Annotated in this window: 11 protein-coding genes; 9 read left to right on the top strand and 2 right to left on the bottom strand. The window is 71.1% G+C overall.

Going from position 1 to position 15,715, the window contains the following annotated elements; translation table 11 throughout:
* The first annotated feature begins 56 nt into the window (after positions 1-56).
* From ACWEV3_RS14330 to ACWEV3_RS14320, 3 genes are all read left to right on the top strand, one after another.
* Positions 57-2,999 (top strand): FAD-binding and (Fe-S)-binding domain-containing protein, encoded by a 2,943-nt coding sequence (locus ACWEV3_RS14330; RefSeq protein WP_452614273.1) that lies wholly within the window; start codon positions 57-59, stop codon positions 2,997-2,999.
* Between the two features lie 247 nt (positions 3,000-3,246).
* On the top strand, positions 3,247-3,999 hold the full coding sequence (locus ACWEV3_RS14325; RefSeq protein WP_452614272.1) for a fumarylacetoacetate hydrolase family protein: 753 nt from the start codon (positions 3,247-3,249) through the stop codon (positions 3,997-3,999).
* An 85-nt stretch (positions 4,000-4,084) separates the two neighbouring features.
* On the top strand, positions 4,085-5,386 hold the full coding sequence (locus ACWEV3_RS14320) for an SLC13 family permease (RefSeq protein ID WP_452614271.1): 1,302 nt from the start codon (positions 4,085-4,087) through the stop codon (positions 5,384-5,386).
* A 48-nt stretch (positions 5,387-5,434) separates the two neighbouring features.
* On the opposite strand, the gene ACWEV3_RS14315 is transcribed toward ACWEV3_RS14320, so the two are convergent.
* Positions 5,435-6,310: a macrolide 2'-phosphotransferase gene (locus ACWEV3_RS14315; RefSeq protein WP_452614270.1), complete on the bottom strand. Its 876-nt coding sequence runs from the start codon at positions 6,308-6,310 to the stop codon at positions 5,435-5,437.
* Between the two features lie 44 nt (positions 6,311-6,354).
* Entirely contained in the window at positions 6,355-7,215 is an 861-nt protein-coding gene (locus tag ACWEV3_RS14310; protein ID WP_452614269.1) for an alpha/beta hydrolase, read from the bottom strand.
* Positions 7,216-7,385: 170 nt separating this feature from the next.
* On the opposite strand from ACWEV3_RS14310, the gene ACWEV3_RS14305 reads away from it, so the two are divergent.
* From ACWEV3_RS14305 to ACWEV3_RS14280, 6 genes are all read left to right on the top strand, one after another.
* Positions 7,386-8,171: an AraC family transcriptional regulator gene (locus ACWEV3_RS14305; protein WP_452614268.1), complete on the top strand. Its 786-nt coding sequence runs from the start codon at positions 7,386-7,388 to the stop codon at positions 8,169-8,171.
* Between the two features lie 172 nt (positions 8,172-8,343).
* A complete protein-coding gene (locus tag ACWEV3_RS14300; protein WP_452614267.1) occupies positions 8,344-11,484 on the top strand; it encodes a BTAD domain-containing putative transcriptional regulator in 3,141 nt (1,046 codons plus the stop codon).
* Positions 11,485-11,552: 68 nt separating this feature from the next.
* Positions 11,553-13,022, top strand: a complete 1,470-nt coding sequence (locus ACWEV3_RS14295) for an MFS transporter (RefSeq protein WP_452614266.1) — start codon at positions 11,553-11,555, stop codon at positions 13,020-13,022.
* Positions 13,023-13,052: 30 nt separating this feature from the next.
* Complete coding sequence (locus ACWEV3_RS14290; protein WP_452614265.1) at positions 13,053-13,253, top strand: ferredoxin; 201 nt, start codon at positions 13,053-13,055, stop codon at positions 13,251-13,253.
* A complete protein-coding gene (locus ACWEV3_RS14285; RefSeq protein ID WP_452614264.1) occupies positions 13,250-14,425 on the top strand; it encodes an NAD(P)/FAD-dependent oxidoreductase in 1,176 nt (391 codons plus the stop codon). Before ACWEV3_RS14290 ends, ACWEV3_RS14285 begins: the two co-directional genes overlap by 4 nt.
* Entirely contained in the window at positions 14,425-15,624 is a 1,200-nt protein-coding gene (locus ACWEV3_RS14280) for a cytochrome P450 (protein WP_452614435.1), read from the top strand. Before ACWEV3_RS14285 ends, ACWEV3_RS14280 begins: the two co-directional genes overlap by 1 nt.
* Positions 15,625-15,715: the final 91 nt, after the last annotated feature.

Here is a 15,715-nt window from a genome sequence, read left to right as displayed (position 1 = left end):
TGGTCCGCCGACCGGGCGCGGTGAATGCAAGGACGAATCGGTGGAAAGGAATCACGATGACCGTCCCGACAACTGACGCTCCCGCCGCACGGCAAACCCTCGGTTCTCGCCTGGAAAGCGCGCTCCGCGCCGCGCTGGACGGCGAGGTCGCCTTCGACGACTACACCCGCCACCTCTTCTCCCGCGACGCCAGCATGTACTCGATCACGCCGCTCGGCGTCGCTTTCCCGCGCCACAACGACGACGTCGCCGCGGCCGTGAAGGTCGCCGCGGGGCTCGGTGTGCCGGTCGTGCCGCGCGGCGCGGGAACGAGCCTGGTCGGCCAGACCGTGGGGCCCGGCCTGGTGCTCGACATGTCCCGGCACATGAACCGGATCCTGGAGATCGACCCGGTGGCGCGCACGGCGCTGGTGGAGGTCGGCGTGGTGCAGGACCAGCTCAACCAGGCCGCCGCCGCGCACGGGCTGATGTTCGGCCCGGACACCTCCACCAGCAACCGCGCCACGATCGGCGGGATGATCGGGAACAACTCCGCGGGCAGCGGCTCGCTGACCTACGGCATGACGATCGACCACGTGCGGGCGCTGGACGTGGTGCTCGCCGACGGCTCGTGCACCCGGTTCGAGCCCGTCGACGAGGCCGAGCGGGCGCGCCGGGCGTCGGCGGAGACCCTCGAAGGCCGGATCTACCAAGCACTTCCGGACCTGGTCACCGCCAACGAGGACGTCATCGAGGCGAAGATGCCGGCGTTCTGGCGCCGCGCCTGCGGCTACCGGCTCGACCGGCTGGTCGGCTTCGGGCCGGAAAAGCCGTTCGACCTGGCGAAGTTCGTGGTGGGTGCGGAGGGCACGCTGGTCATCGCCACCCGCGCGCTCGTCGACCTGGTGCCCAAGCCGCGGCGGACGGTCTACGCCGTCGGCCACTTCACCGACACCGCGAGCGCCATCTCGGCCACCACGGACGCGTTGAGCTGCGATCCGCACCAGGTCGAGCTGATGGACCGGACGATCCTGGACCTGTCGCGGCAGAAGATCGAGTTCGCCGACCTCGGGAACGTGCTCGTCGGCGACCCGGGCGCGCTGCTGTTCGTCTCCTTCACCGGCGACGACGAAGCGGACCTGGTCGCCCAGCTCGACCGGCTCGATGCTCGGTGGCAGCAGAACGGGCACGGCTACCACACGCTCCGCGCGGTCACGCCCGCCGAGCAGCAGGCGCTGCTGAAGGTCCGGAAGTCCAGCCTGGGCCTGCTGATGGCCGCCGGCGAGGGAACCCGCCGCCCGCTGGCCTTCGTCGAGGACACCGCGGTGGACCCGGTGCACCTCGCCGAATACACCAAGCGGTTCAAGGAGATCCTCGACGAGCACCGGATGGAGGCCGGGTTCTACGGCCACTGCTCGGTGGGCTGCCTGCACATCCGCCCGTTCGTCGACCTGACCGACCCCGGCGAGGTCGCCGAGATGCGCGCCGTCGCGGAAGCGGTCAAGGACCTCGTCGCCGAGTACGGCGGGGTGAACTCCAGCGAGCACGGCGACGGCCTCGCCCGCAGCGAGTTCAACCGGGAGATCTTCGGCGACGAGCTGTACGAGGCCATGCGCGCGGTCAAGCGGCTCTTCGACCCCGACGGCGTCATGAATCCCGGCAAGATCGTCGACGCGCCGTCGATGACCGAGAACCTCCGCGACCGCGACGCCCTCCCGCCCGCCCCACCGCTGCGGACGATGCTGGAGTTCGAGGTCGTCGGCGGCATGCGCGGCGCCGCGGACCGCTGCATGAACATCGGCGCCTGCCGGAAGTCGACCGCGGGCGTGATGTGCCCGTCCTACATCGCGACGAAGAACGAGGAGCACTCCACCCGCGGCCGGGCCAACGCGCTGGTGAAGGCGCTGTCCGAACCGGACCCGCACGCGGCGCTGGGCGGCGAACGCCTCCACGAGATCCTCGACCTCTGCCTGATGTGCAAGGCGTGCAAGAGCGAATGCCCGATGAGCGTGGACATGGCCTCGCTGAAGGCCGAAACGCTCGCGCACCACCACGAGATCCACGGGACTCCGCTCCGGTCGCGCGTGTTCTCCTCGATCCGCGCGCTCAACCGGCTCGGCTCGGCGACCGCCCCGCTGTCGAACCTGCCCGGCCGGATCCCCTTCCTGCGCCGGATCCTGGACCGCACGCTCGGCATCGCGGCGGCCCGCCCGCTGCCCACGTTCCAGCGGGTCAGCCTGCTCCGCTGGTTCCGCCGCCGAACGTCCGCGCCGCCCACCGCGCCGCAGGGCGCGGTCACCTGGCTCGCGGACTCGTTCACCACCTACACCGAACCGCACATCGGCCGAGCGGGCATCGAGCTGCTGGAACGGTCGGGCTGGCGGGTGGATCTCGCGGGCAGCGGCTGCTGCGGGCGGTCGAGCATGTCGAAGGGAATGCTCGACGACGCGAAGAAGAAGGCGACGGCGCTGGTCACGTCGCTGGAGCGGGACACCGCACCGGATTCGCCGATCGTGGGCTGCGAGCCGTCGTGCGTGCTGATGCTCCGCGAGGAGCACAAGGCGCTGCTGCCCGACTCCTCCTCGGTGCGCGCCGTGGCGCAGCGGGTCAAGCAGGTGGAGGAACTCCTCGTCGAGGCGATCGACGCGGGCCGGCTGACCCTGCGCGCGGATTCCTGGCTCGCGGGGCGCCGCATCGTCTTCCACGGCCACTGCCACCAGAAGGCCGAAGTCGGCACCGCCGCCACGGTCGCCTTGCTGCGCCGGATCCCGGGGGCGCAGGTCGAGGAGATCGACGCGGGCTGCTGCGGGATGGCAGGCTCGTTCGGCTTCGAGTCGGAGCACTACGAAACGTCCATGACCGTCGGCGGGGACCGGCTTTTCCCGGTGCTGGCGGCGGAACCCGAGGACACGGTCGTGGCCGCGACCGGGGTTTCGTGCCGGCAGCAGATCTTCCACGGCGCAGGCCGCACCGCGTGGCACCCGGTGGAGCTCGTGCGCGAGGCACTGGCCGTCGACTAGAGCCTGTTTCCGAACTTTCCCTGCGTGGCGGTGCAGGTAGCGGAACCTCAGACGCCTTCTCGCTGTGGGATCCCCGACTCATGAATGCCAATTCACCACGCCGGGGCTGTCCTCGCGAGAAGACCCCTGAGAACCCGCGGCGGTGCGAGTTGCGCAGGTGGGCTAAGCGGCTGCGCCGCTTCAAGGACAAAACCCCGCGATGCCACACCTCACACCACGACATCCAAAACAGCCGCTAGGAGGGACCATGCGAATAGTTCGCTACCGCCTCGGCGACCGGGTCGGCCGCGGCGCCGTCGTCGGCGACCTGGTGCACGAACTGCCCGACGGGCACGACACCCCGGGGCAAGCCGTGGGGACGCTGCCGGAGGTCACGCTGCTCGCCCCGTGCGAGCCGCGCGTGATCGTCTGCGCGGGCAGCAACTACGCCGACCAGATCGCCGAGAAGGGCAGGCCCTGGCCGCAGCAGCCATCGCTGTTCCTCAAGGCTCCCAACGCGATCACCGGTCCGGACGCGGAGGTGCTGCGGCCGCCCGAGGTGCGGCGGCTGGAGTACGAGGGCGAGCTGGCCGTCGTCATCGGCCGCACCGCGCGCAACGTGCGGGCCGATCGCTTCGCCGACGTCGTGCTGGGCTACACCTGCGCGAACGACGTCACCGCGGACGACTGGCGGGCCGACGGCCAGTGGACGCGGGCGAAGAGCGCGGACACGTTCTGCCCGCTGGGCCCCTGGATCGAGACCGAGGTGCCCGATCCGTCGACCCTGCGGATCACCACGAGGCTGGCCGGGGAGGTCGTCCAGCGGGGATCGGTCGCGGACATGGTGTTCGGCATCGGGGAACTGCTGGCCTTCGTCACCCGCTGGATCACCCTCGAACCCGGCGACGTGCTGCTCACCGGCAGCCCGGCCGGGGTGGGACCGATGGTGCCCGGAGACGTCGTCGAGGTCGAGATCTCCGGGGTGGGTGCACTGCGCAACGTGGTGGCCGACCGGGCCTGACCCGGCCGTCCGACCGCCAGATTCAGTCGTCGTACCAACGAATCCACCAACCCCTGCGAGTCAACGTCAGCCTCGAGGAGTGTCGATGTCCTTACAAGTCATATCGATCATCGGCCTGGTTCTGATCTTCGCCTTCGCGACCGTGCGCTCGGTGAACATGGGAGCGGTCGCGTTCCTGGGCGCCTTCCTGCTCGGCACGTTCGTGTTCGACAAGTCCAACGACGATCTCTTCGCCGGCTTCCCGGGCGACCTGTTCGTCACCCTGGTCGGCGTGACCCTGCTGTTCGCCATCGCCAAGGCGAACGGCACCGTCGACTGGCTCATCCACAGCGGAGTGCGGGCCGTGCGGGGACGAATAGCCCTCATCCCGTGGGTGATGTTCCTGATCACCAGCCTGTTGACGATGGTGGGCGCCGTGGTCCCCGGCGCGGTGGCGATGATGGCCCCCATCGGGATGAACTTCGCGACGCGCTACCGGATCAACCCGCTGCTCATGGGGTTGCTCATCATCAACGGCGCGAGCGCGGGCGGCTTCTCGCCGATCAGCATCTTCGGCAGCATCACCAACGGCGTCGTGGAACGCAGCGGCCTGCCGGGCGACCCCGTGCTGCTGTGGGTCAGCTCGCTGCTGTTCAACACCGCGCTGAGCGTCGCGGTGTTCTTCGTGTTCGGCGGGAAGCAGCTGCTGGGCAGGCGGGTCAGCACCGATCCGGCGCAGCACGACGACGAGCCGTCGGGCGGTGGCGCGGCGACCGCGACCCGGACGACCACGGCCGTCGAGGCGACCACCTTGAACGGGCAGCGGATCGTGACGCTCGTCGGGCTCGGCGCGCTGGCCGTCGGCGCGCTGGCGCTGGAGTTCGACGTGGGCCTGCTCGCGCTGAGCATCGCCACGATCATCATCCTGCTGTGGCCCGGTGTCACCAAGAAGTGCGTGTCCGAGGTCGCGTGGCCGACCGTGCTGCTGGTCTGCGGCGTGGTGACGTACGTGAGCCTGATGGAGGACGTCGGCACTATCGAGTACCTCGGCAACGGCGTCGTCGGCATCGGGATCCCGCTGCTGGCCGCGTTCGTCATCTGCCTGATCGGCGGCGGGGTCTCCGCGTTCGCCTCGACCACCGGGATCCTCGGGGCGCTCATCCCGCTCGCGGTGCCGTTCCTGCAGACCGGTCAGGTCGGCGCGATCGGCCTGATCATCGCCCTGGCGATCTCGTCGTCCGTGGTCGACTCGTCCCCGTTCTCGACCAGCGGTGCGCTCGTCATCGCCAGCACCCCGGAGGAGGCGCGGGACACCACGTTCAAGCGGCTGATGGCGTGGGGCATGAGCATGATCGTGGTCGCGCCCGTGTTGTCGTGCGCGATCTTCGTGCTGCCCGGCTGGCTCTGACGGAACCCGGGGTTCGGTGGCCCGCGCCGCCGAACCCCGGGCCGCACGTCACTCCAGTAGGCGTTCCTGGGCGATCTTGACGTAGCCGTCGTGGCTCGTGTCGATCCCGTGGATGCCGAGCGAGACGCTGAACAAGAACGACGACAGCTGCTCGACGTGCTCCCGGAAGTGGTCGCGCGGCCGTCCGCCCGCGTCGACGTAGGCGGCCAGCAGCCGGTCGAGGCCGGCTTCGCCGAACGCCCGGCGCGGAGCGATGAAGTCGAGCGCCGGATCGTCGACCGCGGCGTCGGTCCAGTCCAGGATTCCGGTCAGCATTCCGGATTCGTCCACTAGCAGGTGCCCCGGGTGCAGGTCGGCGTGCACCAGGCGGAGCCCGGCGGACTCGCCGATCCAGTACCGGTCGTCATCGATCCACTCCCGCCACCGGCGAGCCCGCCACGCCGGAACGTCCAATTCGGACTCCGCGCGGCGGAGGTGGTCGTCGGCTTCGTCGCGCAACGCCGTTCGCTCCGACATCGGGACACCGAGCTCGGCGATCTCCGCCACCGGCGTGCGGTGGAGTTCCGCGATCACCGCGCCGAGGATCCCGAAGAGCTCCTCGGGCACGTCCATCCGCCACTGGTACGCCAACGTCACCGGATCTTCCGGCCCCAACGGCGAACCGGGCAGCCGCCGGTAGGCGACGAACTCGGAGGTGCACACCTCCCACTGCGGCAACGCGACGTCCAACCGCGGGCGCAGGAACTCCAGCAGCCGTCGCTCCCCCGCGATCAGCTCGCTGACCTCGGGACGCCGCGGCACGCGGAGCACCCATCGCGCGCCGTCGGCATCCACGGCGTGCCCGACCTGGAAATCCCAGCCCCTCTCATCGATTTCGAGCACGCGAACCTGCAGCCCGTGCTTGCGGGCAAGATCGACGAACACGCCACGAACCGTAGCGTCCGGAGGCCGCTCGCCGCGATTCAGTTTCAGGCGCCGCGGATCATGGCAAGCACCGCCTCGCGCAGCGGGCCGTCGGTGGCGAGCCGTTCCACGGCGTCGAAGTGGTGGCCGTCGGCCTGGTCCACCACCTCGCACGGCACCCCGTGCGCCGACCACGCGCGCACGAGCTCCGCCTGCTGGCGCGCGAACTCCGAGGACTCGGCACCCCCGAAGGTCAGGATCAGCGGAGATGCGTGGGCGGGCTGCTGCCGGACCGGGCTGTTGCGCCGCGCGATCTCGCGCGTCATGCCCAGCTTCTCGTTGAGATAACAGGCCTGGATCGGTTCGAGGTCGTAGAGGCCGCTGATCGCGCACGCCCCGGTCACCAGGTCCGCGGGCAGGCCCAGATCTTCCCAGGGCGTGGCCATGGCCGTGGCCGCGAGGTGGCCGCCGGCGGAGTGCCCGGCGACGAAGATCCGCCCCGGGTCGGCCCCGAACCGCGTGGCGCGCCGGGCGATCTCGGCGATACCGACGCGCACGTCGGCGACGATCTCGTCCATCCCCGCCTCGGGCGCGAGCCGGTAGTCCAGCGAGGCGAAGCAAATGCCGCGGGCCGTGTACGGCGCGGCGAGGAAGCCGAACATCTCCTTGTCCAGCGACTGCCAGTAACCGCCGTGCACGAACACCAGCAGCGGGTCCGCCCCGGTCGGCGCCGCCGGCAGGTAGACGTCGAACGCCTGCTTCGGATGATCGCCGTAGCCGACCGACCGCACGTCCGCCGCGGAGCGCAGCTGCTCGCTCTCCGCGGTCCACCGGGCGAAGATCTCCTCGTGGTCCGGGATGCCGGCGCGCACGTTGTACTCGGCATCCAGCCACTGCCGGCTCCGCTCGATCCCATCGACGATCATCGGTCAACATCCTCCGGGTAGTCCCTGCACAGCAGGCCGGCCCGAGCGCTCCTGCCTCCGACGCCTCGCAGGCACTCGATCACGCCCGTCGACCGGCCGGACTACAGTCTCCCGCGGACAACCACTGGCTGTCTCGCGCGAACCGGCCACACATCGTCGAAGGGCTGCCAATGTTCGGCAAGAGCGAGGACCGCGAGGACTACCAGCGCACCGCCCGGCCGCTCGCCGCCATGGCCCGCGACCTGCCGGACGGCCACGTCATCCCGGAGCACTCGCACCGCCGGGCCCAGCTGATCTACGGGACGTCCGGAGCGATCACCGTCACCACCCCGGAGGGCACCTGGGTGGCACCGCCGCAGCGCGCGGTCTGGATACCCGCCGGGGTCCGGCACGCGATGCGCACCTCCGGCGCGGTCCCGATGCGCACCGTCTACGTCGAGCCCGGCGCACGCCCGCACCTGCCGACGTCGTGCACCGTGGTGGCGGTCACGCCGCTGCTGCGCGAACTGCTGCTCGCCGCGACCAGGATCCCGATCGACTACGACCCGCGCGGCCGCGACGGACTGGTCATGGAGCTGCTGCTGGACGAATTCGCGCCGCTGACAGTCGTACCCCTGCAACTGCCCCTCCCCCGCCACCCCGCCCTGCTGCAGGTGTGCCGACGCCTCATCGACGAGCCGGAGCTCACGTGGACAACCGCCGACGCGGCGCACCACGCGCACATGAGCGAGCGGACGCTGGCCCGCCGATTCGTCGCCGAGGTCGGCTGCACGTTCGGGCGCTGGCGCCAGCAGGCGCGGCTGCTGGCGGCCGTCGAGATGCTCGCCAAGGGCGAGTCGGTCACGCGGGTTTCGGCGCAGCTGTCCTACGAGAGCCCAAGCGCGTTCAGCGCGATGTTCCGCCGCTGCCTCGGCAAGCCCCCATCCCAGTACTTCAGCAGCCTCCCAACGGAATGACCGCGCACCCAATTGCTCCACTGTGGACCAGTACTGCGCAGGCACTCCCGCTCCCCGGCCAGTCGGGCACATCCGGAAAAGGGACCCGCGGCCGGACCTACGATGATCTCGTTCGCCCGCGGCGTGGCTTGCCACTCTCGGGGACGAGGGGCGTTGTGAAGGACTGGGGACCATGCGGGTGACAGTGCTCGGGCCGGTCGGGGCCTGCGCGGAGGACGGGACGCCGATCCGCGTCCCGGGCGCCGGGCCGCGCATGCTGCTGGCGAGGCTCGCGCTGACCGCGGGCGAGATCGTGCCGACCGGTTCGCTCATCGACGACCTCTGGTACGACGATCCGCCGGCGGACGCGGTCAACGCATTGCACGCAGTGGTGTACCGGCTGCGAAAGGCGTTGGGGGACGCCGGGACGCTGGAGTCGACGCGGACGGGCTACCGGCTCGCGGTGCCCGCGGAGAACGTCGACGCGCACCGGTTCGAGGAGATGGCCGCGCGGGGCAGGCGGGAACTAGCAGCGGACGTGCCGCGCGAAGCGGCCTCATCGCTAGGCGCCGCGCTCGCCCTGTGGCAGGGCACCGCCTTCTCCGACGTGCTCGACGCCCCGTTCGCCACCAGGGCCGGCGCGCGCCTGGAGGAACTCCGGATCGGAGCCGTCGAAGACCGTTTCGATGCGGAGCTGCGACTCGGCCACCACGCCGAGATCCTCGCCGACCTGGAGACGCTCTCCGCAGAGCACCCGCTCCGGGAACGGCTGGCCGCGCTGCGCATGCGCGCGCTGCACGCGGCCGGCCGCCAGGCCGATGCCCTGGCCGTGCACGAGGAACTCCGCAGCACGCTCGCCGACGAGCTCGGCGTCGATCCTTCGGCCGAGGTGCGGGCGGCGCACCTGGCCGTGCTGCGCGGCGGAACGGACCGCACGGCGGCACGGCCCGAGTCGGCACCGGGCCGCCTGCCCGCGCCGCTGACCACGTTCGTCGGCCGGGATGACGAGTTGGAGCTGCTCGCCGAGTTGATGGAAACCTCCCGGCTGGTCACGGTCCTCGGCCCCGGCGGCGTGGGCAAGACCCGGCTGGCGGTGGAGGCGGCGTCCCGGCACCGGGCCCACCGGCGCGGCCGGTTGTGGCTGGTCCCGCTCGCCGGGGTGAGCGGACCCGGCAGCGTGGCCGACGCGGTGCTCGGCGTGCTCAGCTCCCCGGACGGCCGGCTCTCCGGCGGCGGCCCGGGCGATCCGCTGGACCGGGTCGTCGAGCTGCTCGGTGGCGGAGAGGCCGTGCTCGTCCTGGACAACTGCGAGCACGTGGTCGGGGCCGCCGCGGAATTCGCCCGGCAGCTGCTGGAGCGCCAGCCGCAGCTGGCCGTCCTCGCCACCAGCCGGGAGTCGCTGGAGGTCATGGGCGAGGCGCTGTGCCGCCTCGGGCCCCTCGACCTGCCGCGGCACCGCGCGGATCCGGCGGAGGCGTCCGGGTCCGCCGCGGTGCGGCTGTTCGTCGACCGCGCGGCGGCCGTGCGGCCGGGTTTCGAGCTGAACATGTCCACTGTGGAGTCGGTGGTGAACGTGGTGCGCAGGCTGGACGGCCTGCCGCTCGCCCTGGAACTGGCCGCTGCGCGGCTGCGGGCGATGAGCCCCGAGCAGATCGAGCGGCGGCTCGACGACCGGTTCCGGTTGCTGTCCACGGGAAACCGGGGTGCTCAGCCGCGCCAGCGCACCCTGCACGCGGTGATCGAGTGGAGCTGGGACCTGCTGACCGAGCAGGAAAGGCTGCTGGCACGACGCATGTCGGTGTTCCCCGCAGCGGCCGGTGGCGACGCGGCGGAGGCGGTGTGCTCGGATGCGGTGGACCTGCCTGCCGACGACGTCGGCTACGTGCTCGATGCACTGGTCGAGAAGTCCATCGTGGAACAGGCCGGGAACGGGTACCGGATGCTGGAGAGCATTCGGGCCCACGCGGCGCACAAACTCCGGCAGGCCGGGGAAGAAGAGCAGGTCCGGGGACGTTTCACGCGCTACTTCGCCGGGTTGGCCGAGGAGCACGAGCCGCTGCTGCGCTCCGCCCGGCAGCCGGAGTCCCTGCTGATCTTCGACGCCGAGTACGACAACCTGATGTTCGCACTGCGCTCGGCCATCGACGACGGGGATCCGGGCACCGCGGTCCAGATCCTCGGCCCGCTGTACTGGTACTGGAACTCCCTGCGCTACGACGCGCGGTCCGACAACTACGTGGCCAGGGTGGTCGAGTTCGGCGACGCGCTGCCCGAGGACGCCCGCGCCGCGTTCACCGCGATCCACCTGCTGGCCGGCGACAGCGGGCCGAAGGCCGACGCCGAGCGGACTCATGCCCTGATCGAGGACTGCGCGCGCACGGGAGCGCTCCAGCGCTACCCGGTGCTGCTGATGGTGACCCTGCCGATGGGGCACTTCCTCGGCCTGGACGAGCTGGTCGCACGCCAGATGCGGGAGGTGCGCGCCCGATCCGATCGGTGGGCCACCGCATGCACGTTCATGGTGGAAGCGTTCATCCGCCGCGATCGCGGCGACTGGGGCGGCTGCTCGACGGCGCTGGCGCACGCGTTGCGCGGGTTCGAGGAGACCGGTGACCGCCTGTGGACGGCGATGGTGCTGTCCGGCCAGGCGCAGGTGCACTCCGTCGGCGGCGACCACGACGAAGCGATCGCCGCCTTCGAACGGAGCCTCGCGCTGACCCCGCAGGACGCGTTCTCCTACCGGGTCGGGCTCGCCACCGAACGGATGCGCAGCGGCGATCTCGACGGCGCCCGGCGCGACATCGACGCCGCCGAGCGAGAGGCCCGGGACCGCGGCCAGCGGTTGCTGGAGGCCGAAACCCTGGTCGCCATGGCCGAGTTCCACCGCCGCTCGGGACATCCGGACCGCGCGGACCGGGAGCTCGACCGGATGGCGCTGCTGGCCCGCGAGACGCCGCTGCCCGCCGAGGCGATCGAGGCCCGGATCGCCTCGGCGAAGATGACGAACCGGCTCGCAGCGGGCGACGCTGCGGCGGCACGCGAACTGCTTCCCAGCGCCGTTTCCGCAGCATTCGCCCACCGGGACATCGCACCGGCCGCCCAGCAGCTCGCGATGCTGCTGCACCTGGAAGGCGACCCGGTCGGCGCGGCCACCGCACTGGGGATGAGCCGGACCATCCGCGGCGCGTTCGACCACGGCGACCCGGAACTGCGCGAGCTCGTCGCCGAACTCGCGCGGCGCCTCGGCGAGGCCGAGTACGACGAGGCGTACCGCCGGGGCGCCGACATGCCGCGTCATGAAGCGCTCGACCGGTTGACCGCTTACACGGCCTGACAGCGGCGCGGCCGGGCTGTCAGGCCGCTGTCAGACGGCTGTCATCGCCGGTCGGCACTGTTGCCGGCGTGTCGAAAACGCAACGCAACCCACGACGCTGGCTCGTCCTGGTCGTGCTGTGCCTGAGCACCCTGGTCCTGACGATCGACAACCAGGTGCTCACGGTCGCGATCCCGGTGCTGGTCCAGGACCTGGGGGCGGACTCCCAGGACATCCAGTGGATCGGCGACGCCTACATCCTGACCACCGCGGGCAGCCTGTCGGACCGGTACGGACGACGGCGGGTGATGATCATCGGCCTGGCCCTGTTCGGGCTGGCCTCGCTGCTGGCCGCCGGCGCGGCGAGCTCGGGTGAGCTGATCGCCTACCGCGCCCTGATGGGCGTGGGCTGCGCGCTGGTGCTGCCGAGCACGCTGTCGATCCTGATCACGGTGTTCGACGACGAGGAGCGGCGCAAGGCCACCTCGGTCTGGTCGTCGGTGCTGATGGTCGGCATGATCGGCGGGCCCATCCTCGGCGGGGTGCTGGTCACCGGCTTCGGCTGGGGTTCGGTCTTCCTCATCAACGTCCCGATCGCGGTCCTGGCGATCATCGCCGCGCTGGTCCTGATGCCCGAATCCCGGGCGCCCGCCCGCCGGGCCGACCCGCTCGGCGCGGTCTTGTCGATGCTCGGGCTGACCGCGCTGGTGTGGGCGATCATCGAACTCCCGGTCACCGGCCTGACCCACCCGGCCACCCTCGCCCGGCTCGCGGTGGCCGTGGTCGTCCTGATCGCGTTCGCGATCTGGGAGACCAGGACGGCGTCCCCGATGGTCCCGCTCGCGCTGTACCGGGACCGCGATTTCTCCGGCGGCAGCTTCGCGCTGGTCCTGACGCAGGTCGGATTCGGCGGGCTGGTCCTGGTGTTCACCCAGTACCTGCAGTTCGTCCTCGGCTACACCCCGACCCAGGCGGGCGCGATGATGGTGCCCATCGCGTTGGCCACCATCCTGACCAACGCCCTCGGCGCCACCCTCGGCGACAAGATCGGCAACCGGACCATGACCGCGGTGGGGCTGACCGTGGTGGCCGCCGGATTCGCCTTGCTGGGGAGCCTTTCCCCGGACAGCGGTGTTGTCGCGGTGGCATCGGCGCTGACGGTGTTCGGCATCGGGGCCGGTCTCGCGCAGCCCGCCGCCGTCGCGGCGCTCATGAACGCCGTTCCGCCGGAGCACGCGGGCGTCGGATCCGCGGTGAACGACACCATGCAGCAGGCCGGCGGAGCCCTCGGGATCGCCGTCCTCGGCAGCGTTCTGGCCGCGAACTACACCTCCGCGATGCCCGCGACCGCACCAGAACCGGCCCGCACCTCGATCGGCGATGCGCTCGCACTGGGCGATGCCGGGCTCGCGCACGCCGCTCGCGAGGCGTTCAGCTCGGGCATGGCGATCACCTGCTGGGCCACCGCCGCGCTCGTGCTCGCCGCCGCCGTGCTCGCCCGCCTCGTCATGAAGGGCCGCACCGCCCCCGCTCCTCAGCAGGTCACCGCAGAGGTCTGACGTAAGAACCCGAACCCATTGGAGCTCAACATGAAGATCACCGTGGACCAGGTGAAGTGCACCGGCGGCGGCCAGTGCGTGCTCGCCGCCGAGGAGGTGTTCGACCAGCGCGACGAGGACGGTGTCGTGGTGCTGCTCGACCCGGCACCGCGTGCCGACCTGCACGATGCGGTGCGGGAAGCCGCGATGCTGTGCCCCGCTGCTGCGATCCGCATCGAGGAGACGTCGTGACCATCCCCGATGACGTGCTGATCGTGGGCGCGTCCGTGGGCGGCCTGACCGTGGCGGAGGCCTTGCGCCGCAAGGGATTCACCGGCCGGATCAGGATCGTCGGCGAAGAACCGCGTCCGCCCTACGACCGGCCGCCGCTGTCCAAGGAAGTCCTCATCGGACGGTGGTCCGCGGAGGCGGTCCACCTGCGCCCCGCCGGCGGGCTGGACGAACTGGGAGTGGACTGGCTGCTCGGCCACCGCGCCGAGCGGCTCCGGCTCGACACCCGCACGGTCGCGCTGGACCGGGGCAAGGCCCTGTCGTACGGGGCGCTGGTGATCGTGACCGGCCTGGTGCCGCGCCGACCGGCCGGCTTCGCCGGCGCGCACACCCTCCGGACGCTGGACGACGCGCTCCGCCTCAAGCAGGCCCTCCAGACCGCACGGCGAGTCGCGGTGATCGGCGCGGGAGTCCTCGGCTGCGAGGTAGCGGCCGCCTGCTGCGCGCTCGGCAAGCAGGTGACGCTCATCGATCCGGGACCGGTGCCGATGGCGTTGCAACTCGGGGCCGAGCTCGGCGGTCACGTCGCCGCACTGCACGAATCGCGCGGCGTGCGGCTGCGCACCGGCGTCGGCGCCTCCCGCCTCACCGGTGCGGACGGCAAGACCTCCGGGGTGGAACTGACCTCGGGCGAGGTCGTCGAGGCCGATCTCGCGGTGCTGGCGACCGGGTCCACCTCCGCCACCGGATGGCTGGCGGACAGCGGCCTGCGCCTGGACGACGGGGTGGGCTGCGACGCCTCGTTGCGCGCCGCCGACGACGTGTACGCGGTCGGCGACGTCGCCCGCTGGCAGGACCCCGGCACCGGCGCCACCGCGCGGCTGGAAACCCGCACCAATGCCACGGAACAGGCCCTGGTCGTCGCCGACAACATCCTCGGCGGTAACCGCCGGTACAGCCCGATCCCGTACTTCTGGTCGGACCAGTACGACACCAAGATCCAGGTGCACGGCGTCATCACGCCGCAAGCGCGGATCCGGATCGCCGAAGGCGATCCCCGCGAGGGCCGCTTCCTCGCGCTGGCCGAAGGCGACGACGGGGTCACCGCCGCCATCGGCTGGAACCACCCCCGCGGCGTCCGCACCGCACGCCGCATGCTGCGAAATCCCTTACCAGTAGGAGGAATTCGATGATGGCAGAACCTTTCACCAAGCTGGAGCTGCTGTTCCAGCGGTCTCCCGAGCACCCGTTCCACCTGCCTCCGGAGCTCGTTCGCCTGCGCGAGGAACAGCCGCTGGTGCGGATGACCTACCCGGACGGGCACGAGGGCTGGCTGGCGACCGGCTACGACCAGGCCCGCGCCGTGCTCGCTCATCCCGGGTTCAGCAACCGGTACGAGCTGCTGCACATGCCGATGCCCGGTATCACCGAGCCGTCACCTCCCGCATCGCCGGGGGACTTCCTCGGATTGGACGGGCCGGAGCACACCCGCTATCGCAGGCTGCTGGCCGGGAAGTTCACCCCGCGCCGGATCCGCCTGCTGGCGGAGCGGGTGGCGGAGTTCACCGCGGCGCGCCTGGACGCGATGCGGCGGCAGGGTTCTCCGGCGGACCTCATGGAGTTGTACGCGCGGCCGATTCCGGCGCTGGTGATCTGCGAGCTGCTGGGCGTCCCCTACACCGACCACGAGAAGTTCCAGCACCTCGCCGAAGGCGTGGTGCTGCGGGACGGGGCCACCCCGGAGGACCAGATCGCCGCGATGAAGGGGCTGCAGGACTACATCAGCGAGCTCGTCCTGGCAAAGCGCGCCAACCCCACCGACGACGTCCTCAGCGAACTGACGACCAGCGATCTGACCGACGAGGAGCTGTTCGGGCTCGGCGCCTTCCTCCTGTTCGCGGGCCTGCACACCACGGCGAGCGTGATCGGGATGGCCACCTTCGCCCTGCTGATCAACCCCGACCAGCTCGCCGCCCTGCGCAACGACCCGGACCTCGCCGACGGAGCGGTCGAGGAACTGCTGCGCTACACCGGAATCGGCCCCTGCACGGTGCGAGCCGCACTGGAAGACGCCGAAATCGACGGCCGCCTGATCAAGGCGGGCGAAAGCGTCACCGTCTCCATGGACGCGGCCAACCGAGACCCGGCCAAGTTCCCCGACCCGGACGCCCTGGACCTGCGCCGCAACGCGGCGGGACACCTCACCTTCGTCCACGGCGTCCACCAGTGCCTCGGCCAGCACCTCGCACGAATAGAGCTGCGAACGGCGCTCCCGGCACTGGTCACCCGATTCCCGGACCTGAACCTGGCGATCCCCGTGGAAGAAGTCCCGATGCACACCAACTCGAACATCTACGAAGTGGAGAAACTCCCCCTGACCTGGAACGCCTGACCCGGCCCGGCCCAGCGAGCCCCCTCGCTGGGCCGAGTCACGCATGCCGTCGCCGCCACTCATTGCCGCAGACAGGGCACGATTCCCATGT

The organism is Saccharopolyspora sp. NPDC003752 (genome assembly GCF_053605825.1).
The sequence above is the reverse complement of the archived record's forward strand: the minus strand, read 5'-3'. Positions and strand labels throughout refer to the sequence as shown.